Source organism: Rhodoferax sp. GW821-FHT09E07 (assembly GCF_059416145.1).
In genome coordinates this window covers 26,500-47,840 of sequence record NZ_JBWKOP010000011.1, presented here as the reverse complement: position 1 = coordinate 47,840, position 21,341 = coordinate 26,500, and the positions used below count along the sequence as shown (strand labels likewise).

At 61.9% G+C, this 21,341-nt stretch carries 19 protein-coding genes; all 19 read left to right on the top strand.

The window, feature by feature from the left end:
• Positions 1–86 precede the first annotated feature (86 nt).
• The 19 genes from AC07OE_RS19605 to AC07OE_RS19515 all read left to right on the top strand — a co-directional run bounded on the left by AC07OE_RS19605 (position 87) and on the right by AC07OE_RS19515 (position 21,334).
• A complete protein-coding gene (locus AC07OE_RS19605; RefSeq protein WP_495072243.1) occupies positions 87–1,847 on the top strand; it encodes an MFS transporter in 1,761 nt (586 codons plus the stop codon).
• A gap of 96 nt (positions 1,848–1,943) precedes the next feature.
• Entirely contained in the window at positions 1,944–2,105 is a 162-nt protein-coding gene (locus AC07OE_RS19600) for a hypothetical protein (RefSeq protein WP_495072242.1), read from the top strand.
• 67 nt (positions 2,106–2,172) lie between these two features.
• A complete protein-coding gene (locus AC07OE_RS19595; RefSeq protein ID WP_495072241.1) occupies positions 2,173–2,649 on the top strand; it encodes a hypothetical protein in 477 nt (158 codons plus the stop codon).
• Between the two features lie 47 nt (positions 2,650–2,696).
• Positions 2,697–8,822: an excinuclease ABC subunit UvrA gene (gene uvrA, locus AC07OE_RS19590; protein WP_495072240.1), complete on the top strand. Its 6,126-nt coding sequence runs from the start codon at positions 2,697–2,699 to the stop codon at positions 8,820–8,822.
• Between the two features lie 65 nt (positions 8,823–8,887).
• The gene (locus AC07OE_RS19585) at positions 8,888–9,523 is read left to right on the top strand and encodes a DUF2239 family protein (RefSeq protein ID WP_495072239.1); all 636 of its coding nucleotides are present in this window, start codon (positions 8,888–8,890) and stop codon (positions 9,521–9,523) included.
• Between the two features lie 13 nt (positions 9,524–9,536).
• The gene (locus AC07OE_RS19580) at positions 9,537–10,916 is read left to right on the top strand and encodes an MATE family efflux transporter (RefSeq protein WP_495072238.1); all 1,380 of its coding nucleotides are present in this window, start codon (positions 9,537–9,539) and stop codon (positions 10,914–10,916) included.
• A 96-nt stretch (positions 10,917–11,012) separates the two neighbouring features.
• Complete coding sequence (locus AC07OE_RS19575) at positions 11,013–11,783, top strand: MipA/OmpV family protein (RefSeq protein WP_495072237.1); 771 nt, start codon at positions 11,013–11,015, stop codon at positions 11,781–11,783.
• Positions 11,784–11,895: 112 nt separating this feature from the next.
• Positions 11,896–12,378 (top strand): Spy/CpxP family protein refolding chaperone, encoded by a 483-nt coding sequence (locus AC07OE_RS19570; RefSeq protein WP_495072236.1) that lies wholly within the window; start codon positions 11,896–11,898, stop codon positions 12,376–12,378.
• Positions 12,379–12,384: 6 nt separating this feature from the next.
• Positions 12,385–12,684, top strand: a complete 300-nt coding sequence (locus AC07OE_RS19565) for a hypothetical protein (RefSeq protein WP_495072235.1) — start codon at positions 12,385–12,387, stop codon at positions 12,682–12,684.
• A 5-nt stretch (positions 12,685–12,689) separates the two neighbouring features.
• Complete coding sequence (locus AC07OE_RS19560; RefSeq protein ID WP_495072234.1) at positions 12,690–13,382, top strand: response regulator transcription factor; 693 nt, start codon at positions 12,690–12,692, stop codon at positions 13,380–13,382.
• Positions 13,379–14,740 (top strand): HAMP domain-containing sensor histidine kinase, encoded by a 1,362-nt coding sequence (locus AC07OE_RS19555; protein ID WP_495072233.1) that lies wholly within the window; start codon positions 13,379–13,381, stop codon positions 14,738–14,740. Before AC07OE_RS19560 ends, AC07OE_RS19555 begins: the two co-directional genes overlap by 4 nt.
• A 3-nt stretch (positions 14,741–14,743) precedes the next feature.
• Positions 14,744–15,457 carry an alpha/beta fold hydrolase gene (locus tag AC07OE_RS19550; protein ID WP_495072232.1) on the top strand — a complete coding sequence of 238 codons (714 nt, stop codon included), beginning with the start codon at positions 14,744–14,746 and terminating at the stop codon, positions 15,455–15,457.
• A gap of 94 nt (positions 15,458–15,551) precedes the next feature.
• On the top strand, positions 15,552–15,821 hold the full coding sequence (locus AC07OE_RS19545) for a hypothetical protein (RefSeq protein ID WP_495072231.1): 270 nt from the start codon (positions 15,552–15,554) through the stop codon (positions 15,819–15,821).
• A gap of 57 nt (positions 15,822–15,878) precedes the next feature.
• On the top strand, positions 15,879–17,513 hold the full coding sequence (locus tag AC07OE_RS19540) for a P-loop ATPase, Sll1717 family (RefSeq protein ID WP_495072230.1): 1,635 nt from the start codon (positions 15,879–15,881) through the stop codon (positions 17,511–17,513).
• An 11-nt stretch (positions 17,514–17,524) separates the two neighbouring features.
• Positions 17,525–18,421, top strand: coding sequence for a GIY-YIG nuclease family protein (locus AC07OE_RS19535; protein ID WP_495072229.1), 897 nt, complete (start codon positions 17,525–17,527; stop codon positions 18,419–18,421).
• A gap of 7 nt (positions 18,422–18,428) precedes the next feature.
• On the top strand, positions 18,429–19,034 hold the full coding sequence (locus tag AC07OE_RS19530) for a hypothetical protein (RefSeq protein WP_495072228.1): 606 nt from the start codon (positions 18,429–18,431) through the stop codon (positions 19,032–19,034).
• Between the two features lie 88 nt (positions 19,035–19,122).
• The gene (locus AC07OE_RS19525) at positions 19,123–19,551 is read left to right on the top strand and encodes a PPC domain-containing DNA-binding protein (RefSeq protein WP_495072280.1); all 429 of its coding nucleotides are present in this window, start codon (positions 19,123–19,125) and stop codon (positions 19,549–19,551) included.
• Positions 19,552–19,564: 13 nt separating this feature from the next.
• Positions 19,565–20,605 (top strand): histone deacetylase family protein, encoded by a 1,041-nt coding sequence (locus AC07OE_RS19520; protein ID WP_495072227.1) that lies wholly within the window; start codon positions 19,565–19,567, stop codon positions 20,603–20,605.
• A gap of 48 nt (positions 20,606–20,653) precedes the next feature.
• On the top strand, positions 20,654–21,334 hold the full coding sequence (locus tag AC07OE_RS19515) for a hypothetical protein (protein WP_495072226.1): 681 nt from the start codon (positions 20,654–20,656) through the stop codon (positions 21,332–21,334).
• Positions 21,335–21,341 lie beyond the last annotated feature (7 nt).

The following is a 21,341-nucleotide window of genomic DNA, read 5'->3' as shown; positions in this document are numbered from 1 at the left end:
TTTCGCGTCAGAGCAGGGTCAGTGCCCACTCCAAGAATACGGCAAGCCTTCATGTCGGGGGCTGTACAACGATTGGAGACACACACATGGCAAACGTAGCCCCACGGCCGATGTCTGCGGAAGAGAAGAAAGTTATCTTCGCTTCCTCACTCGGCACCGTTTTTGAGTGGTACGACTTCTACCTCTACGGTTCTTTGGCAGCCATCATCGCCAAGCAGTTCTTCAGCGGCCTGGACGAAGGCTCCGCCTTCATTTTTGCCCTGTTGGCGTTTGCTGCCGGCTTCATCGTGCGCCCCTTCGGCGCCCTGGTGTTCGGCCGTCTGGGCGACATGATCGGTCGCAAGTACACCTTCCTGGTGACGATTCTGATCATGGGCTTGTCCACCTTCATTGTGGGTATCCTGCCCAACTACGCCTCCATCGGCGTTGCTGCTCCCGTCATCCTGATCGGCTTGCGCCTCTTGCAAGGCCTGGCCCTGGGTGGTGAGTACGGTGGTGCTGCCACCTACGTGGCGGAACACGCCCCCCAAGGCAAGCGTGGTGCCTACACTTCCTGGATTCAAACCACGGCGACCCTGGGCCTGTTCCTGTCGCTGATCGTGATTCTGGGTACCCGCACGGCGATGGGCGAAGAGGCTTTTGCCGACTGGGGCTGGCGCGTTCCTTTCATCGTGTCCATCCTGCTGCTGGGTGTGTCGGTTTACATTCGCTTGAGCATGAATGAGTCGCCCGCCTTCACGAAGATGAAGGCTGAAGGCAAGACCTCCAAGGCCCCCCTGTCCGAGTCTTTCGGCCAGTGGAAGAACCTGAAGATCGTGATCCTGGCGCTCATCGGTTTGACCGCCGGCCAAGCCGTGGTCTGGTATTCCGGCCAGTTCTATGCCCTGTTCTTCCTGACCCAGGCGTTGAAGGTGGATGGTCCTACGGCCAACATCTTTGTGGCGGTATCCCTGATCATCGGCACTCCCTTCTTCGTGATCTTCGGCTCCCTGTCTGACAAGATCGGTCGCAAGTGGATCATTCTGGGTGGTTGTGCATTGGCCGTGGTGACCTACTTCCCCGTGTTTGCCGCGCTGACCAAGGCTGCCAACCCTGACCTGGCCGCTGCACAAGCCGCTGCCAAGGTGACGGTAACCGCCGATCCTGCCGAGTGCTCCTTCCAGTTCAATCCCACTGGTACCAAGAAGTTCACCTCCAGCTGCGACGTGGCCAAGCAAAACCTGGCCAACCGCTCGGTGAGCTATGACAACGTGGTGGCCGCTGCCGGCACGCCTGCCGTGATCAAGGTTGGTGAAACTGTGGTGAATGTGAAGTACAGCGCTGAAGACGTGGCTGCTGCCAAGGCCAAGGCCGAAGCCAAGCTGGCTGAAGTGACTGCTGCCAATCCTCAAGACCCCAAGGCCATCGAAGCTGCCACCAAGTCTGTCAAGGACCTGAGCAACGAGAAGACCGCTGGTGCCTCCCTGCTGGGCGCCAACCTGGGTGCTGCCCTCAAGGCTGCCGGCTACCCCACCAAGGCCGATCCCGCCAAGGTGGACAAGGTCATGGTCATTGCCATCCTGACCTACCTGGTGATCTTGGTGACCATGGTGTACGGCCCCATTGCTGCCATGCTGGTGGAAATGTTCCCCACACGCATCCGTTACACCTCCATGAGCCTGCCGTACCACATTGGTAACGGCTGGTTCGGTGGCCTGTTGCCCACCACTGCGTTCGCCATCGTGGCGCAGACCGGCAATATGTACAACGGCCTGTGGTACCCCATCATCATCGCTGCTGCAACCGTCGTCATCGGTGCCTTGTTCATCAAGGAAACCAAGGACGTGGACATCTACGCGAACGACTGATCTGTTCGATTGACGTTGAGTTAACGCCCCGGCCTTGGTGGGTCGGGGCAATTTCCAGGCTCTCCTTGTGGGGGCCTTTTTTTTGAAAGAAATGGTATGTGGAAAATTGCAGTGGGCTTTGTGGTGTTTGCCGCCCTGGCTCTGTTCATCCTGAGCAAGGGTGGAGATTTGGATATGAGTGGGGAAAAGCACGGCATCGATGCCACCCACACCGAGGCCGCCCCAGCGCCAGCCGCCGCAGCCAGCGCCGCCAACTAGGGTTTACCTGAGGGCGCAAACGCCGCATCGCACCGCAAAAGCGGGATGTGGCCCCTAAAATGCCCGCATGAGATATGCAAAGACGGAGGCGGGGCAGCAGGCGTTCAAAGAGCGCTCGCCCCTGTTTTCTGCAAAACAGCGCTCCACCTTCATCCTGTTCGACGGCAACAAGACGTTGGAACAGGTGCTCGCGGCCACCGCCGGCATGGGGGTGGTCGAGGCGGATGTGCAGCACATGGTGGAGCAGGGCTTCTTGGCGGCAGTCGCCCAGGCGGAACCCGCTCCCGCAGCCTCTGCGGACATGATCCAGGACGCGGAAGACGCGGCTACGCCGGCCAGCAACCGTACCCCGCAAGAGCGCTACAGCGATGCCAAACCCATTGCCACCAGGCTGACCGCCGGCATGGGCCTGCGCGGTTTCCGGCTGAACCTGGCGGTGGAGTCTGCGGCCGGTTTCGACGATCTGCTGGCCCTGTTGCCGAAGATCCAGGAGGCCCTGGGCTCCAAAGCGTGTCGGGAATTGGAACGCGCATTAAAAGGGTAATCGGAGCTGCCTAGAATGTCTCTCCTCCTCCAGAAGAGCATTCACTTATGTCCCAGGGAACCATCCGCATTCGCGGAGCGCGGCAGCACAATCTCAAGAACCTTGACCTGGACATTCGCACCGGCGAATTGACCGTAGTCACCGGGCCGAGTGGCTCCGGGAAGTCGAGCCTGGTGTTCGACACCCTGTACGCCGAAGGCCAGCGCCGCTACGTCGAGACCTTCAGCGCCTACGCCCGCCAGTTTCTGGACCGCATGGACAAGCCCGCGGTGGACAAGGTGGAGGGCGTGCCTCCGGCCATCGCCATCGACCAGACCAACCCCGTGCGCTCCAGCCGCTCCACCGTGGGCACGATGACGGAGCTCAACGACCACCTGAAGCTGCTGTTTTCCCGTGCGGGCAACCTGTTTGACAAAGACACGGCGTTGCCCGTGCAGCACGACACGCCCGAGACGATTTACGCCGAGCTGGTGCGCCGCGCCGCAGAGGCTTCGGGGCCGCGTCTGGTGCTGACTTTCCCGGTGGAGCTGCCGGCCAGCACCACACAGGACGAGGTCACCCAGTGGCTCAGTGCCAGCGGCTTCACGCGGGTGCAGGCGGAGCGCGAGGTCTCTACCGTCAGCGGTCCGAGAAAGGTCTTGGATGTCGTGGCCGATCGCTTCCGCATCGACGGCGTGGAGAAGGCCCGTGTGCTGGAAGCCATCGAGGTAGCGTTGAAGCGTGGCAGTGGCCGGTTGAATGTGTATGTATTGAATGAGGCTGTAGCCCCTGTCGATACTGCGCCGGGAGCTCCTGAAACTGTAGCAAATGCGGCGCCCACGTTGTGGCGCTTTTCCACCGGCCTGCATTGCCCGCAGAGTGACCTGCGCTACACGGACCCCATCGCGTCCATGTTCAGCTTCAACTCCGCCGTCGGTGCCTGCGAGGCCTGCCGTGGCTTTGGCCGCGTGGTGGGTGTGGACTACGGGCTGGTGATTCCCAACGACAAGCTCACCCTGCGCGCGGGTGCCGTCAAGCCCATGCAGACCCCGGCCTGGCAGGAGTGCCAGGACGATCTGATGCGCCACGCCGAGGCCGCGGGCATTCCGCGCGACACCCCCTGGTACAAGTTGACCGAGGAGCAGAAGAACTGGGTCTACAAGGGCTCGCCCAACTGGAACGGCAAGTGGAACCAGCATTGGTTCGGTGTGGACCGCTTCTTCGAGTACCTGGAGAGCAAGGCCTACAAGATGCACATCCGCGTGCTCTTGTCCAAGTACCGCAGCTACACCCCGTGCGGCACCTGCGGCGGTGCGCGGCTGAAGACCGAAAGCCTGCTGTGGCGCATTGGCACCAAGGCGCAGGCCGACGCAGTGTTGCCGCCGTCCAAGCGCTTCATGCCGCAGGGCGTGAAGTGGACGCGCGCGCAGCTGGAGGCTTTGCCGGGGCTGTGCCTGCACGACATGATGCTGATGTCGCTGGACAAGCTGAAGCGTTTCTTTGATTCGCTGCAGGTGCAGTTGGATACCCCCAACTCTGCGCTGGCCGCAGCGGCAACGTCCGAGGCCGAGCAGAAGACGCTCAAGCTCTTGTTTGAAGAGGTGGGAACACGCCTCAAGTATCTGTGCGATGTGGGCATTGGCTACCTCACGCTGGACCGCCAAAGCCGCACGCTGTCAGGCGGCGAGGTGCAGCGCATCAACCTCACCACGGCCCTGGGCACTTCGCTGGTCAACACGCTGTTTGTGTTGGACGAGCCCAGCATCGGCCTGCACCCGCGCGACATGAACCGCATCATCGTCGCCATGCAGCGCCTGCGCGATGCGGGCAACACGCTGGTGGTGGTGGAGCACGACCCCGCCGTGATGCTGGCCGCCGACCGCATGATTGACATGGGCCCGGGCCCGGGTGAAAAGGGCGGGCAGATTGTGTTTGACGGTACGACCGAAGCCTTGAAGAGTGCCGACACCATGACGGGGGCTTATCTGGGCGGCCGCAAGCAGGTGGGCATGGGTTTCAAGCGCATGGTGGCGCCCAATACGCCGCGTCTGATTTTGGAGGGAGTGACCGAGCACAACCTCAAGAACGTGTCGGTGGAGATTCCCCTGCAGCGCCTGGTCTGCGTGACGGGTGTGTCCGGCTCGGGCAAGTCCACGTTGATTCAGGACGTGTTGGCACCCGCGCTCTTACGCCACTTTGGCAAGGCCACCGAGACGCCAGGTGCGCATGCGCGCCTGCTGGGTGCCGAGCAGCTCAGCGAGGTGGTGTTTGTGGACCAATCGCCCATTGGCAAGACGGCGCGCTCCAACCCCGTGAGTTATGTGGGTGCGTGGGATGCGATCCGCGAACTGTTTGCGGGCGCCGCCCTGTCCAAGGAGCGCAGCTACACGGCCAGCAAGTTCAGTTTCAACAGCGGCGATGGCCGTTGCCCCACCTGCGGTGGCTCGGGCTTTGAGCACGTGGAAATGCAGTTCCTCAGCGATGTGTACCTGCGTTGCCCGGACTGCGATGGCAAGCGTTACCGGCCCGAGATTCTGGAAGTGACGATTGAGCGCAAGGGTCGCAATGTCAATGTTGCGGATGTGCTGGACCTGACCGTCAGCGAAGCTGCTGACCTGTTCAGTGCGGACCGCGATGTGATCCGTGTGCTGCAACCCATTGTGGATGTGGGGCTGGAATACGTGAAGCTGGGGCAGCCGGTGCCTACGCTGTCCGGCGGGGAGGCGCAGCGCCTCAAGCTGGCCGGATTTTTGGCGGAGGCCGCCAAGACCAGCAGCGCGAGCAAGCAGCTCATGGCCAAGCGCGGCTCGCTGTTCATGCTGGATGAGCCCACCACCGGGCTGCATTTTGATGACATTGCCAAGCTGATGCGCGCGCTGCGCAAGCTGCTGGACGCCGGGCATTCGCTGGTGGTGATTGAGCACAACCTGGATGTGATTCGTGCGTCGGACTGGCTGATTGATCTGGGGCCCGAGGGCGGCGATGCGGGAGGCGAGGTGGTCGCCCATGGCACGCCGGAAGACGTGATGTTGCATGCCACATCACATACCGGCCAGGCTTTGCGGGACTATGCGGCGGCGATGGGGGTGGTGCATGAGGTGGCGGAGCCACCTGCGAAGTATTTGGTGCGTGCTGCGGCGGAAGGGCTTGCGCCCGAGGCCTCATCAACTCGCTTTGCGAGTCGCAAATCGGCATCGGGCACAAGCCCCTCCGCCTCAGGGGCACTGCTCGCTGACGCGTCGAATTCCATTCGTATCGTCAATGCCAAGGAACACAACTTGAAGTCGTTGTCCGTCGACATTCCACGCGGTAAGTTCAGTGTCGTGACCGGTGTATCGGGGTCTGGTAAATCGACGCTGGCGTTTGACATTCTGTTTAACGAAGGGCAGCGCCGTTATCTGGAGTCGCTCAACGCCTATGCACGTTCCATCGTGCAGCCCGCAGGGCGGCCCGAGGTGGACGCGGTGTACGGCATTCCGCCTACGGTGGCGATTGAGCAGCGGCTCTCGCGCGGTGGGCGCAAGAGTACGGTGGGTACGACGACCGAGGTTTGGCACTTCCTGCGCCTGCTGTATGTGAAGTTGGGCACGCAGCATTGCTACAAGGATGGTGCAGCCGTGGAGCCACAGTCGGCGGACAGCATTGCGGCGCAGTTGTTGAAAAACTACCGTGGCCAACACATTGGCCTGCTGGCGCCGCTGGTGCAGGGGCGCAAGGGCGTGTACACCGAGCTGGCCGACTGGGCGCGGCCACGCGGCTACACCCACCTGCGGGTGGATGGCAACTTCCTGCCCACCACCAGCTTCCCGCGCATTGACCGCTTCAAGGAGCACAACATCGAGTTGCCCGTGGCAAGCCTCGATGTCACGCCATCCAACGAGCCCGCCCTGCGCCAGGCGCTGGCCGATGCGCTCACGCATGGCAAGGGTGTGGTCTATGTGCTGAGCGAGATAGATGGTCTGCGCGAAGCCATGGTCGCTGGCTCGCCCGCCGCAGGTATTGGCAAGGTGCAGGTGTTCTCCACCAAGCGCGCCTGTCCCGTGTGCTCCACCTCCTATGCCGAGTTGGACCCACGCCTGTTCTCCTACAACAGCAAGCATGGCTGGTGCCCGGACTGTGTAGGCACCGGTGTGGCGCTGACCAAGGAGCAGCGCAAGGTGTTTGACGATTCGGTGAAGGACGATGACAACAAGGGCCGCGAGCAGACTTTTGCCGAGGCGGACATTGAAGACCTGCACGATGCGACCTGCCCCACGTGCAGCGGCACGCGCCTGAACGCTACGGCACGCAATGTGAAGTTCGCCAATGTGGGCATCACCGACATTGCGCGCCTGAGCGTGACCGATGTGCGCAAGTGGGTGCAGACGCTGCAAGTGGCGGGCGGCATGACCACGCGCGAAGGCGACATCGCACGCGATCTGGTGCCCGAAATCAAGAGTCGGCTGGAGTTTCTGGAAGAAGTCGGCTTGGGCTACCTGACGCTGGACCGCGGTGCGCCTACGCTCAGTGGTGGCGAGGCACAGCGCATCCGGTTGGCCGCGCAGTTGGGCAGCAATCTGCAGGGCGTGTGCTACGTGCTGGACGAGCCCACCATTGGCCTGCATGCGCGCGACAACAAGATTTTGCTAGGCGCTTTGCAGAGCTTGAGCGACAAGGGCAACACGCTGGTGGTGGTGGAGCACGACGAAGACACCATTCGCCATGCCGACCACATCATCGACATTGGCCCCAGCGCGGGCAAGCGCGGTGGGCGTTTGGTGGCGCAAGGTTCGATTGAAGATGTGCAGAACGCAGCCGAGTCGCAGACCGGACGCTACCTGCTCCATGCGATGAAACATCCCTTGGCCCTGCGCCGTTCGGTATTTGCTTTTGGCTCTGCGGACGATCTGGCGGCGCGCGATGCTTCGGTGGCCGAAGTGCCGGAGGGCACGGCAACCAAACCGGCGAAGAAGCTGAGCGCCAAAGCGGCCAAGGCCGCAGTGCTGGCGGCCAACGTGGCAGCCAGTGCCCAGGCGAATGTGGAGCGGGCGGACCGTATGCGTGTTGCGGCGGAGTACGCGGCCCTGGCCGATCGCTCCTTGGCCAAGCTTTCGGTTGCCGCAGCTGGTTCCACCGCACCGCTGCTGGCGAAGATCGACTGGCTGACCGTCAAAGGCGCCAACCTGCACAACCTGCAAAACGTGACCGCCCACGTGCCCTTGAGACGTCTGGTCGCCATCACCGGCGTCAGCGGCTCCGGCAAGTCGACGCTGGCGCGTGACGTGCTGTTGACCAATGTACAGATGGCCGTGCAAAAGCGCAGTACCAAGGCCGGCCGCGACGCGCTGGAGGCTGGCGAGAAGATCCAGTGGACCGGTTGTGAAGGCGTGGAAGGTTTCGAGACCGTGGACCGCGTGCTCGAAGTGGACCAGACGCCCATCGGCAAAACACCGCGCAGTTGCCCTGCGACCTACATCGGTTTTTGGGACACCATCCGCAAGCTCTTTGCCGACACGCTGGAGGCCAGGGCGCGCGGCTATGCGTCCAACCGGTTCAGCTTCAACACCGGCGAAGGCCGCTGCCCATCCTGCGAAGGGCAGGGCATACGCACCATCGGCATGAGCTTCTTGCCCGATGTGAAGGTGCTGTGCGAAACCTGCAAGGGTGCGCGCTTTAACCCCGAGACGCTGGCCGTCACCTGGCGCGGCAAGAACATTGGCGATGTGCTTCAGATGGAAGTGGACGAAGCCGTCGATTTCTTCGCCGCCATGCCGGTGATTGCGCATCCGCTGCAGCTGCTCAAGGACGTGGGCCTGGGCTACCTCACGCTGGGCCAACCGTCACCGACGCTCAGCGGGGGTGAGGCCCAGCGCATCAAGCTGGTGACCGAGCTGAGCAAGGTGCGTGACGACGTGGGCAAGCGCGGCAACAAGGCGCCGCACACGCTGTATGTGCTGGACGAGCCCACCGTGGGCCTGCACATGGCCGACGTGGAAAAACTCATCCACGTGCTGCACCGCCTGGTCAACGGCGGCCACAGCGTGGTGGTCATCGAGCACGACCTTGATGTGATCGCCGAAGCTGACTGGGTCATCGACCTGGGCCCCGACGGCGGCAACGGCGGCGGGCGAGTGGTCGCTGCGGCGAACCCCGAGGCAGTCGTGAAGTTGGGCACCCACACGGGCAAGGCGCTGGAGGCTGTGTTGGCGCGATAGGACGGAAGTTGCACTTTTAATTTACCCGGATATAATTTGCCAATTAATTAAATCCGGGTAAATTTATGGCATGGTTAGATACGCCGTCTACGGCATTTGAAGGCAGCCGCTGCATTGCCAGTGGCACGCTGCGCGAGGTGGCGCTGGCCACCAAACCGGTGGTCGACCGGTGGGCCAGCAGCATCAGCCCACCGCCCATCCTCGTCTTTGAGGACGCCAGCAGCGAGGTGATCGATCTGGACTGGCGCGGCACGCCGGCCGACTTTGAGGCGCGGCTGAACGCGCTGGACCCGGTGATGACCCAGGCCATGCCGGCGGCACCTGTCGAGGAACCGCCTGTGGCGGCGGATGCTCCGCGTGGGCCTGGCCGGCCCAAGCTGGGCGTGTCCGCCCGCGAGGTCACGCTGCTGCCGCGCCACTGGGAATGGCTGGCACGCCAGCCCGGCGGCGCCTCCGTGGCGCTGCGCAAGCTGGTGGAGACCGCGCGTCTGGCCTCGGAGACCAAGGACCGCGTGCGCCACTGCGGCGCGGTGACCTACAAATTCATGTCCACCATGGCCGGGCACGAGCCCGGCTTTGAAGAAGCCAGCCGCGCGCTGTTTGCCGGTGACCAGGCGGGCTTTGCGGCCCGCATCGCCGCCTGGCCTGCGGATGTGCAGGCCCATTTGCACCACATATCAACCCACGCCTTTGCAGCGTGACCAGGGAGTTTTCATGACTACAACCACCAGCAATCCTGCGTTGCCCAAGGCGGCGCCCCCTGCACTCTGGAAGGCCTATGGGGCCTTTCTGGTGCCCATGATCATCAGCAACATCCTGCAGGCGCTGTCCGGCACGGTGAACAACATCTACCTGGGGCAAATGCTGGGCGTGCAGGCCATGGCGGCGGTGTCGGCCTTCTTCCCGGTACTGTTTTTCCTCATCGCGTTCATGATCGGCTTGGGCGCCGGTGCCTCGGTGCTCATTGGTCAGGCCTGGGGTGCCAAAGAGCCGGAGCGCGTGCGTGCCATCACCGGCACCACGCTCATGGTGGGCATCTATTTCGGCTTGGTCGTGGCGGTGTTCGGTGGCACGTTCACCGAGGTTTTGCTGCGCATGCTCGGCACGCCACCCGACATCCTGCCCGACGCCGTGGCTTACGCACGCATCAGCATGATTGCGGCCCCAGGCATCTTCGTCTTCCTGCTCATCACCTCCATGATGCGTGGCGTGGGCGACACCAAAACGCCTTTGAAAACGCTCATCATTTCCACCGTGGTGGGGCTGGTGGTCACACCCGCGTTGATCCAGGGTTGGCTGGGCCTGCCCCGGCTGGGGGTCGCCAGTGGTGCATGGGCATCGGTCGTGTCATTCCTCACGGCCATTGCATGGACGGCCTGGCACATGTTGCGCATGAACCATCCCATGGCCCCCAACGCAGCGCTCAGAAAACACCTGGGCGTGGACCGCGCCATTCTGGCCAAGGTACTGCGCATCGGGCTGCCCACCGGGCTGTCCATGATCACGATTTCGATCGCAGAAATTGCCGTACTGTTTTTGGTGAACCGTTTTGGATCACAGGCCACGGCCGCCTACGGGGCCGTCAACCAGATCGTGTCCTATGTGCAGTTCCCGGCTTTCTCGATTGCCATCGCCGCATCCATCCTGGGGGCGCAGTCCATCGGTGCCGGACGCACCCACCTGTTGGGTCAGATTGCGCGCACTGGCATCTTGATGAACCTGGTGGTTACCGGGGCCTTGGTGCTGTTGTGCTACGTGTTCTCGCGCAGCATGCTGGGGCTGTTCATTACGGATGTGGCGGTGGTGGATCTGGCGCAAACCCTGCTGCACGTCATGCTGTGGAGCGTGGTGGTCATGGGCATGTCGATGGTGCTGTCCGGCCTGATGCGCGCCAGCGGCGTGGTGCTCTGGCCCACGGCCATCAGCATGTTCGCCATTGCCTGTGTGGAAGTGCCAGTCGCCTGGGGGCTGAGCCTGCACTACGGCCTGAACGGTATCTGGGCGGCCTATCCCATCGCCTTTCTGGTGATGCTGGGCTTGCAGACGGCGTACTACCGGCTGGTGTGGCGCAAGAAGCCCATTCGCCGACTCTGAGCTGCTTGAAATAAACCGAAACAAACCGAAACTGCCCTGACACCCCATGTCGAGCAGGGACCGGCATCCTCGCCTTCTTTTCTGAAAGCTTCCCCCATGTTCCTTCGTGTATCCACCGCACCTTTGTCTTTGCTGGCCCTTGCCGGCGCTGCTCTGACTACGCAGGCCCACGCCCAGCAAACGCCACACGATGGTGGTCGTGTGGGCCTGGCGGCTATCGGGACCTACGAATACCCGGGATCGGACGAGCCGCGCAACCTGGTACTGCCCGTGCTGGACTACGAGTGGGCCAACGGCTGGTTTGCCGGCTTCAATGGCGTGGGGCGCCAATGGACCTCGGGTGACCTGCAATACGGCGCCAGGCTCACCGTGGATTTCGGCCGGGAGGAAAGCCGCAGCGCCGCACTGCGCGGCCTGGGCAATGTGGACCCCTCCGCCGAGCTGGGCGGCTTTGTGCGCTACGCGTTGGGTGGCGGGGTAGTGGCCAAGACAGGCTTGCGTGCCGGATCGGGCGTGGGCAACAAGGGTGCGCTGTGGGATGTGGGCCTGGAGTTTGGCCGCCCCCTGGGTGCCGACTGGCGCGTGGGCGGCGGACTGACGGCCACCTATGCCAACAGCGACTACCTGCAGTCCTACTACGGCGTAACCCCAGCGCAAGCCGCAGCCAGTGGCTATGCGGTCTACACGCCTTCTGCAGGTCTGCGCGATGTGACGGCCAAGGTGTCGCTCACCTACCTGTTCACTCCCCGCGTGGCACTCACCGGCGTGATCAGCCACACCAGCTTGATGGGCGATGCCAAGGACGCACCCATGGTTCGCCGCAGCAGTGCGGCTTCAGGTCTGGTGGCGTTGACGTACGCGTTCTAGCCACACGACATAAAGAGAAACAAACCGAAACTGCCCTGACACCCGGTATCAGGGTCTCGCCGGCACCATTGCAGTCATCTTCAACACATCCTTCGGGATTCGAAAGGCCAGCATGAAACACTTTTTCCGCCGCAACCTCAAACGCACACTCATTGGCGCCCTGGGCGTCACCCTGCTGGTGGGCGGCCTGTCCGCTTGCGGACATCGCCCGCACGACTATGGCAGCAGCATGAGTGCCGAACAGTACGCACAGAAGCGCGACAAGATGGTCGACAAGGTTGCCAGCAAACTGGACCTCAACGAAGACCAGAAGAAGCGCCTGGCCACCCTGGGTGACAAACTCTACGAACAGCGCACGGCGCTGATCGGCCAGACCACCGACCCGCGCGCCGAGATGAAAGCCCTGGTGGCTGGCGACAAGTTTGATGCCGCCCGTGCGCAGGTGCTCATCAACGACAAGACCACCGCCCTGCAAGCCAAGAGCCCCGAGGTGGTTGCCGCGCTGGCCGACTTCTACAACAGCCTGAACCCTGCACAACAGCAGAAAGTGCGCGACTACATGGATGGTCGTGGTCACTGGTTCCACCGCGGATAAAAGACCATGGCCACTACCACCTTGAGCGCGCTCGTGGCTCCGCTGCGAGCCTATGGTGCGGTGCTGTTCGAGGGATACGAGGAGCCCCACGCCGAAGTGATGGCGCTGGTGTGGGGCCCGCGTTTTGACCGCGAGCACGCCCACACCCTGCTGGAACGCCGCCCCGGCTATGTGCCGCAGGTCTTGCACACCGTGCAAAGCGCGGCGGACCAGTTTGACCAACTGGCGGCAGAGGAGCAGCGGCGCGTGCGCCAGCTCATCCTGCGCCACCGCAGCCGGTGGGACAATGCGCAGGCCACCCAATAACGCTTATGCACCGCATCCTGCTGATTGACGACGACACCCAATTGGGGCCGCCCTTGGCGGCCTACTTTGCACGCTTTGACATGGTGCTGGAATGCGCCCTCAAGCCCAGCGAAGGCTTGGCCCGGCTGGCGCAGGGCGGGGTGGACGCCGCCATCCTCGATGTGATGCTGCCCGAGATGGATGGCTTCTCGCTGTGCCGCGCCATCCGCAAGGACAGCGACATTCCCATCATCATGCTCACCGCGCGTGGCGAGGTGATGGACCGCGTGGTGGGCCTGGAGCTGGGCGCAGACGACTATGTGCCCAAACCCTTTGAGCCGCGCGAGTTGGTGGCCCGGGTGCAAACCGTGCTGCGCCGCCGCCTGCCCGCAGTGGCCAAGCCCGCGGCGGCAGACGCCAACACCTTCGTCTTCAACGGCCTGGTGGTCAATGGCACCACACGTACCGTGCAGCGCCAGGGCGAGCCCGTGGACCTCACCAGCACCGAGTTCGATTTTCTGTACCTGCTGGCGCGCGAGCCCGGCAAGGTGTTCAGCCGTGACGACATCCTGAACCAGCTGCGCGGCCACGAGGCCGAGCTCTACACCCGTGCGGTGGACATTGTGGTCAGCCGCCTGCGCAAGAAGCTGGAGCCGCTGGACTGCATCAAGACCCTGCGTAACGCGGGCTACACCCTGGCCCTGGCGCCTTCAGCATGAGCGCACAGAAGTTCAAGGAGCGGCTGCGCTGGCACCGCCGTGCCAAGCACGCGCTGGCGCATTCGCTGCGCGTGCGGCTGGTGGCCATGTTTGTGCTGCTGGCCATGGCCATGGCAGCGTGCTTTCTGTTTGGCATGCAGTCGGCCTTGTCCATCGGCTGGCGCGACGCTGCCAAGCCCCTGGTGGCCGACTACATCGACAAGCTGGCTGCTGACATCGGCAGCCCGCCCAGCATCGAGCGGGCCCAGGCGCTGACCCAGCGCCTGCCGCTGAGCGTGCGCATCAGCGGTCCCCAAACCAACTGGCGTAGCAACCCGCAAGACCCCGACTACAGCCATGGCTGGATGGACGACAAGCGCAGCAAGACCGACGAGCTGCGCTTCTACGAGCGCACCACGGCCGACGGCCACCGCATCCAGTTCGGTGTGAGCGTGCAGGCCTGGCACGACCGGCCGCGTTTCATTGGTTGGGCCACGCTGGCCGGGCTCCTGGTGCTGACGGCGCTGGCCTATGTGCGCGTGCGCCGCATGCTGCGCCCGCTGGACGACATCCGCGCGGGTGCCATGCGCTTTGGTGCAGGCGATTTTTCAAGGCAAATACCGGTGTGCTACCTCCACCATCCCGACGAACTGGGCGAGCTGGCCAACACCATCAACACCATGGGGGCCGACATCCACCAGATGCTGGAGGCCAAGCGCACACTGCTGCTGGCCATCAGCCACGAGCTGCGCAGCCCCCTGACCCGCGCCCGCCTGAACACCGAGCTGCTGCCCGAAACTGCCGAGGTGCAGCCCAGCCGCGAAGCCCTGTTGCGTGATCTGGCGCTGATGCGCGACTTGGTCACCGACCTGCTGGAAAGCGAACGCCTTGCCAACCCCCATGCAGCCCTGCACCGCGAGCCCGTGGCCTTGGCCGCGCTGGTGCAAGACGTGGTGTGCGAACTGCAGGCCGCACATGCTGCCGCGCCCCACATTGCGGTCGATGTGCAAGCCGGATTGCCTGCCATGGCGCTGGACCCTACGCGCATGCGACTCTTGGTGCGCAACCTGCTGGACAACGCACTGCGCCACAGCGCCGGTGAGCCCGCCGCACCCCAGATCAGCGTGCAGCGCCGGGACGATGGGGGCATCGCCATCACCGTGCGAGACTTTGGGCCCGGCGTCGCCGAGGCCCAGCTGCCCAACCTGGGTCAGCCGTTTTACCGGCCTGATGCCGCCCGCACCCGCGAGGGCGGTGGCGTGGGGCTGGGCCTGTACCTGTGCCGCCTGGTGGCGCAGGCGCATGGCGGAACCTTTGCCGTGCGCAACGCGCAACCCGGCCTGGAAGTGCAGGTGGTCTTGCCAGACGCTACAGTCTGAGGCATGACCGATACAACCCTGGTTCTTCTCCCCGGCCTGATGTGTGACGCAGCGGTGTGGGCGCCGCAGGTGCAGGCCCTCGCATCCCGCGCCACGTGCCATGTGCCCCACTGGGGCCCGCTGGATACGCTTACCGCCATGGCGGAACACGTGCTGGCCACCGCACCCGCGCGTACCTTTGCCCTGGCTGGCCACAGCATGGGTGGGCGCGTCGCGTTGGAAGTCATGCGCATGGCACCTCAGCGTGTGGAGCGCCTGGCCCTGCTGGACACAGGCACCGCGCCACTGGCCGCAGGCGCAGCCGGGGCCAAAGAAAAGGAAGGTCGCATGGCCCTGCTGGCGCTGGCGCAAAGCAGCGGCATGCGCACCATGGGCGCGCAGTGGGCCAAGGGCATGGTGCACCCCAGTGTGCTGGGCACGGCATTGTTCGAACACATTCTGGACATGCTGGAGCGCAGCAGCCCCGCCCAGTTTGCCGCCCAGATCCACGCGCTGCTGAACCGGCCCGACGCAGCACCCGTGTTGCCCACCATCACCTGCCCCACGCTGGTCCTCACCGGCCGCGAAGACCTGTGGAGCCCGCCCAGCCAGCACGAAGCTATTGCCAATGCCATCCCCGGTGCGCAGCTGTGCATCGTGGAGCAGTGCGGCCACATGAGCACCATGGAGCAACCAGATGCCGTGAACGCAGTGTTTGCGGCCTGGCTGGCAAGTTAGGGTGCTATCAAAAGAGAAGCTGCTGGCGCAATGAATACGAGGGCTAGTGCCTGTTTCTGTTTGTAACTAGAATGCAAACACGGGAGGAACGGGCATGACGCCAGAGCTAAAAGCCAGAGTCAGCATCGACGCGCTGCTAGTTGCAGCCGGTTGGCACGTCAGCAATGTGGCTGACGCCAACATCCGTGCGTCCGTAGGCGTGGCCATCCGCGAATTCCCCCTCAACACTGGCTTTGGTTTTGTCGACTATGTGCTCTATGTGTACGGCAAAGCCCGCGGCTTCGTCGAAGCCAAGAGGGAGGGCGCTGCCTGCCCGTCATCCGTGAAGTTGAATATGGCCAATGCCAATCTCCTGCGCGCATGAGCGCCGCAATAGACTGAGCTGGTGAAGGTGTTTGCACAGCAATAAAAGGAGGGGAGTTTGAAGTACACATTTCGACGTAACAGTCATATCGGTGCGATGGATGCTGAGTCAGATAACAAATATCTGAAGGAGTGTTTCTTTGAAACTGGCGACTTGCAGGTGCTGCAAGACTGTGATGAGCCCAAAAGAATCGTCGTAGGACGAGTGGGTGCTGGCAAGAGTGCGTTGCTTGGACGCTTGCTGGAAGAAAGCCCCAACGCTATCGAGGTCAAGGCAGAAGATTTGTCCCTGAACTGGATATCTAACTCCGACATCATCCAATTTTTTGAAAACGCCGGCGTCAAATTGGATTTGTTCTATCAACTATTGTGGAAGCATGTATTTGTAGTTGAACTGCTAAAGAGGCGCTACCGCATAACCGATAGAGATCCGAAAGGTTTTCTTTCGAATTTTCACGAACTATTCAGACGCGACCCCGCAAAACAACGAGCGATTCAGTATTTAGAGCAATGGGGAGACAAGTTCTGGTTAGATACTGAAATGCGGGTAAAGGAGTTTGCATCTAAGCTTGAACAGAAGTTGTCCACATCGATTGATGCGAAATATGGACCTCTCACACTGAACGCGTCAGGCGCAAAAAATCTCTCTGATGAGATTCGCGGTGAAATTGTTCACAAAGCTCAAAGCATTGTTAATTCCAATCAAGTCCGAGAGTTGGGTGAAATCATCAGTTTCTTGGCGGATGATGTTTTTGCGGATCCGTTAAATCGCTACTACGTTGTTATAGATCGTTTGGATGATGCTTGGGTAGACGACCGGATAAGGTTCAAGCTCATTCGTGCTTTGATTGAAACGGTGAAAGCTTTCGTTCGCGTTAGGCCAGTAAAGATTGTTGTCGCTCTTCGCGAGGATCTGCTCAGACTTGTTTTTGACCAAACTCGTGACTCCGGGTTCCAGGAGGAAAAATACGAGTCACTCTTCCTTCGATTGCGATGGAAGCCGTCACAGCTACGTGAGCTTTTGGACTTGCGCATTGCCATGCTTGTTCGGGAGCAGTACACGAGTAAAAGAGTGACCTTCAATGATGTTTTTCGGGGAGAGGTCAGAGGGGAGAGCGCATTTGACTATGTTGCAAGTCGCACCTTGTTCAGGCCGAGAGACGTCATCGCGTTCGTTAACTGTTGCATAGAGCTTTGTGAAAACAAGGAGTACATCTCACCGTCTGCTGTGCAGGATGCAGAGAAAAAGTATTCAGATGGACGCCTGCGGTCACTTGCTGACGAATGGCGAAATCACTATCCCGATCTGGCTGCCTATGCCGAATTGGTGCGTGGGCGTCCGGCATCTTTCAAATTTACAGACATAACCGAGGATCAGTTTCAGCAGTTCATGTCTGATGCGTTTGAAGCTCTTCCTGATGAAGATCCATTTAAAAAGCTGGTTTCAGAGTATCTTGAAAGCAAGCGTTCAATGAACTATTGCCTCCAACAGATATTAAAAATTTTGTACACAACATCGGTTATCGGCATCAAGCCGCAGGCGACGGATAAGACAAGTTGGTCATTTCTAGAGGATCGGGGGGTACCCGACGGTCAGTACAAATCAAGTTCGTCAATTCAAATCCATAGAATGTTGTGGCGTTCACTAGATACATTCCTGCCGCCTAGACTATCCAGCCAGCGAAAAGGCTGAGAGGGGTGGAAATGGAACAGCCTTTTTCTCTCCGCATCTTCGTCGCCGATGGCGACCCCGACGGCCTGCGGATCGTCGACAAGTCCAACTGGATCGGCAAGGCGCTGGTGTTCCCGCGTGCGCTGCTGCCCCAAGTCAAGGCCAGGCCCGAGCTGGCACAGACCGGCGTATACCTGCTGCTGGGGCCGCGCCCGGACGGTGAGGGCGACATGCTCTACGTGGGTGAGGGCGACCCCATTCGCCCCCGGCTGGAGAGCCACTATGCGCAAAAGGATTTCTGGACCCGCGCTATCGGCTTCACCACCACCACGGCCGGGCAGCTCAACAAGGCGCATGTGCAGTTTCTGGAGTCGCGCCTCATCGCCCTGGCCCGCGCCGCCAAGCGCATGCCGCTGGACAACGCCAACCAGCCCGCAGAGCCGTCCCTGAGCGAGGCCGACCGGGCTGACATGGAAGTCTTTTTGGGCCACATGCTGGGCATGCTGCCGGTGCTGGGTGTGCATGCGTTTGAGCAGACGCCATCTGCGGTGGCGTTTAATTCGTCTATTGACGGAGTAGTCTCTATTGTCCCCACCATGCTGTATTGCAAAGGCAAGGGGGTCGAGGCAATGGGGTATGAGTCCACTCAGGGGTTCGTGGTGTGTAAGAGCTCGCTGGCAGTGGCCGACGTGGTCCCCTCTTTGGAGTCCAACAAGCCCGCCCGCCTTGCTCAACGCGAAGACTTGATTGCCCGCGGAGTGGTGGAGACACATGCTGGCGCATACCGGTTTACACAGGACTATGTTTTTTCTTCACCTAGCGTTGCAGCAACGTTTGTGCTCGGTATGAGTAGTAACGGGCGCACAAAGTGGCGTGACGCTCAAGGCCGGACGTTGAAAGAGATTCAAGAGGAAGAGTCACGTCAGTAAGCCGCATATGTCTGATGGATTTGATGGCTTAGAGCCGCTTACAACTGTATTGAGCCGCGACGAGCGTTGGCGCTTATTCGGCGATCGCTCAATGGAGCAGCATCATGCGCTGGTCACTCAATATGCCTTGCATGATGGCGTGCCCGCAGCGGTGGCCCAGCATTACGAAAACGCCCGCAACACTTGGCTCTACGCTTTCTTTAGCTATCGGCTGTTGCAGGTTGCGCTCATGCAGTTGCATGTCGCGGGCGAGGTGGCAATCAAGGCTCGGGCCAATATGGAGGGAGTGGATACACAAAAGAGCACGCTCAAAGAGCTATTGGATATGGCACTTGAGCGGCGTTGGTTGCTGGACGCGAACTTTGAAGTTACTGCGGATCGGCCTAAGCGTGAGGCGGAGCATTTGGACATGTTGCGCTTTATGGGCGTGGTGTCTGAGCCTTTTGTGGGACCGATTCACGAGCAGGATTACGCCAAGGGGCTGGTAAACGCCTTCCGGAAGATCCGCAATTCGCTGGCCCACGGTGACGTACTCCTGAAGTCAAACGTGAGTTGGGAGTTCCTTGCAGTGCGGGATTTGATCAACCAGCTTTTCGAGTCGCCGACTGTATAAGGCGACCGAACGGGTGTCATCTGCTTCATTTTTGATAGCTACTAGTGCAATAGATACGCGGACCATAGGCCAGTTTGATATGCAGCCCATAAAAACCTACCCCATTCGCCTGATGCCCGGCCAAGACCTGCGGGCCGCGCTGGAGGCAGCAGTCCTCGCCCAAAATTGTCGTGCAGCCTTTGTGCTGTCTGGCATCGGCAGCCTGTCCACGGCAGGCATCCGGCTGGCAGGCGCGGAGCAGCCCACGCGGCTGACGGAAAGCATGGAAATCCTTACTCTGTCGGGTACGGTGGCGGTGACTGATAGCGACAAGACCGCCTCCCACATGCACATGGCCATTTCCACCGCTACGGGTCAGGTGCTGGGCGGGCATGTGGCACCGGGCTGCATCGTGCTCACGACGGCCGAGGTGCTGCTGGCGCTGCTGCTCGACTGGCAGTTCAGCCGTGAGCCGGACGCCCAAACCGGCTATGACGAACTGGTGGTTCGGGTGGCTGACCCGGGCCAGACTCCCTGACAATGAACACACCATGATCACCTTTTACAACCACCTCCACGCCCAGCACCAGGGCAAAGTCGAAATGTTCCGCGGCGCACTGGTGCCGTGTTTTGAAGTGCCGGCGCGTGCCGACCATGTGTTGGCGGAGCTGAAGCGGCGCCAGCTGGGCAGGGTGCAAAACCCGCACGTGTTTGACGACAGCGCGCTCACTACCATCCACAGCCCGCGCTACCTGAACTTTCTGGCCACGGCCTGGGACCAGTGGGTGGCGCTGGACCCGGCCAATGCGGACAAAGACATCCTGCCGTCGGTCTGGCCCACGCGCACCTTTCGCACCGACATCGAGCCGGACAACTTTGCCGCCAAGGTGGGCCTGTATTCGTACGACGCGGGCTCGCCGTTCACCAGCGGTACCTGGGTGGCTGCGCGTGCCGGGGCGCACTGTGCGCTCAGTGCGGCGCAGCAACTGGTACTGGGCGACCGCGCATCCTTTGCGCTGAGCCGCCCACCGGGCCACCACGCTGGCATGGACTTTTTTGGCGGCTATTGCTTCCTGAACAACGCCGCACTGGCCGCGCAACACCTGCGCAATGCCGGCATGCAAAAGGTGGCCGTGCTGGATGTGGACTACCACCACGGCAATGGCACCCAGGCCATCTTCTACGACCGGCCCGATGTGTTCTTCGCCAGCATCCACGGCGATCCGCGCACCGAGTACCCCTTCTACCTGGGCCATGCCGATGAAACGGGGCAGGGTGCGGGCCTGGGTGCCAACCTGAATCTGCCGCTGCCGCGCGGCACCGACTACGCCACCTGGGCCCGTGCGCTGGACGCGGCGCTGGCGGCTATCCAGACATTTGGTGCCGAGGCGCTGGTGGTGTCGCTGGGAATGGACACTTTCGAGGGCGACCCCATTTCGGGCTTCACCCTGAAAAGCGACGACTACCTGCGCGTGGGTGAGCGCCTGGCCAAGGCTGGGTTGCCCACAGTCTTTGTGTTTGAGGGGGGCTATGCGGTGGAAGAGGTTGGCATCAACGCCGTCAACGTGCTCCAGGGATTTACCGGCGATTAACAATTGCACGCCACGGGGCGTCCCCTAGGCAGGCTAAGCTAGCGCCCCATGAAACGAGACATTTCCAAGTGGCTGGCCGCTGGCCTGCTGGGTGCGCTGCTCGCCGTGGCCATCCCCGTGTCGGCCGCCACCCCGGCCGAGCCTGCATCGTCCAGCCTGTTCACGGATGAGCTGTCCGACCGCCTGATTGCCGAATTCACCCCCTGGCTGGGGAACCGCGATGACACCGAGGCGCTGGTCAACACCCTGCGCAGTGGCCAACCCACTCGTCCCAATGGTGCAGCGGGCGTAGGCCCGGCCACCGGCCCCATGGGCTATGGCGAGGCGCGCCTGGCGCTGAAGATGGCCCAGAGCACGTTGGCCCAACAGGGCGTTACCCAGCCCAACACCGAACAGCTGCGCGCTGCCCTGCACGGCGGTGCGGCGGAAACCCCCGGTGGCGTGCAAGAGCTGCCCGGGGTGCTGCCCATGCGCGCCCAGGGCATGGGTTGGGCGGCCATTGCCCAGCGCTCCAATGTGCCCATTGAGGATTTGATGGTGCCGCCGCCCCGCCAACCCCATCAGGCGCGCAGTACCAAGCACGGCAAAAAGCAGGGGCACGCGGGCAAGGGCAAAGGCAAGGCTTCCAAAAAGGCCAGTGGCAAGACGTCCTCCAAAGGCACCAAGTCCAGTGCCAAAAAAACCGCGATGCTCAAGACAAGCCACCACAAGAAGAAGGCCCATGCCTAGGGCCGCA

What these genes read in the sequence shown, in the direction of transcription:
- AC07OE_RS19605 (WP_495072243.1), top strand. Translation starts at nt 87, where the DNA reads ATGGCAAACGTAGCCCCACGGCCGATGTCTGCGGAAGAGAAGAAAGTT.
- AC07OE_RS19600 (WP_495072242.1), top strand. Translation starts at nt 1,944, where the DNA reads ATGTGGAAAATTGCAGTGGGCTTTGTGGTGTTTGCCGCCCTGGCTCTG.
- AC07OE_RS19595 (WP_495072241.1), top strand. Translation starts at nt 2,173, where the DNA reads ATGAGATATGCAAAGACGGAGGCGGGGCAGCAGGCGTTCAAAGAGCGC.
- uvrA (WP_495072240.1), top strand. Translation starts at nt 2,697, where the DNA reads ATGTCCCAGGGAACCATCCGCATTCGCGGAGCGCGGCAGCACAATCTC.
- AC07OE_RS19585 (WP_495072239.1), top strand. Translation starts at nt 8,888, where the DNA reads ATGGCATGGTTAGATACGCCGTCTACGGCATTTGAAGGCAGCCGCTGC.
- AC07OE_RS19580 (WP_495072238.1), top strand. Translation starts at nt 9,537, where the DNA reads ATGACTACAACCACCAGCAATCCTGCGTTGCCCAAGGCGGCGCCCCCT.
- AC07OE_RS19575 (WP_495072237.1), top strand. Translation starts at nt 11,013, where the DNA reads ATGTTCCTTCGTGTATCCACCGCACCTTTGTCTTTGCTGGCCCTTGCC.
- AC07OE_RS19570 (WP_495072236.1), top strand. Translation starts at nt 11,896, where the DNA reads ATGAAACACTTTTTCCGCCGCAACCTCAAACGCACACTCATTGGCGCC.
- AC07OE_RS19565 (WP_495072235.1), top strand. Translation starts at nt 12,385, where the DNA reads ATGGCCACTACCACCTTGAGCGCGCTCGTGGCTCCGCTGCGAGCCTAT.
- AC07OE_RS19560 (WP_495072234.1), top strand. Translation starts at nt 12,690, where the DNA reads ATGCACCGCATCCTGCTGATTGACGACGACACCCAATTGGGGCCGCCC.
- AC07OE_RS19555 (WP_495072233.1), top strand. Translation starts at nt 13,379, where the DNA reads ATGAGCGCACAGAAGTTCAAGGAGCGGCTGCGCTGGCACCGCCGTGCC.
- AC07OE_RS19550 (WP_495072232.1), top strand. Translation starts at nt 14,744, where the DNA reads ATGACCGATACAACCCTGGTTCTTCTCCCCGGCCTGATGTGTGACGCA.
- AC07OE_RS19545 (WP_495072231.1), top strand. Translation starts at nt 15,552, where the DNA reads ATGACGCCAGAGCTAAAAGCCAGAGTCAGCATCGACGCGCTGCTAGTT.
- AC07OE_RS19535 (WP_495072229.1), top strand. Translation starts at nt 17,525, where the DNA reads ATGGAACAGCCTTTTTCTCTCCGCATCTTCGTCGCCGATGGCGACCCC.
- AC07OE_RS19530 (WP_495072228.1), top strand. Translation starts at nt 18,429, where the DNA reads ATGTCTGATGGATTTGATGGCTTAGAGCCGCTTACAACTGTATTGAGC.
- AC07OE_RS19520 (WP_495072227.1), top strand. Translation starts at nt 19,565, where the DNA reads ATGATCACCTTTTACAACCACCTCCACGCCCAGCACCAGGGCAAAGTC.
- AC07OE_RS19515 (WP_495072226.1), top strand. Translation starts at nt 20,654, where the DNA reads ATGAAACGAGACATTTCCAAGTGGCTGGCCGCTGGCCTGCTGGGTGCG.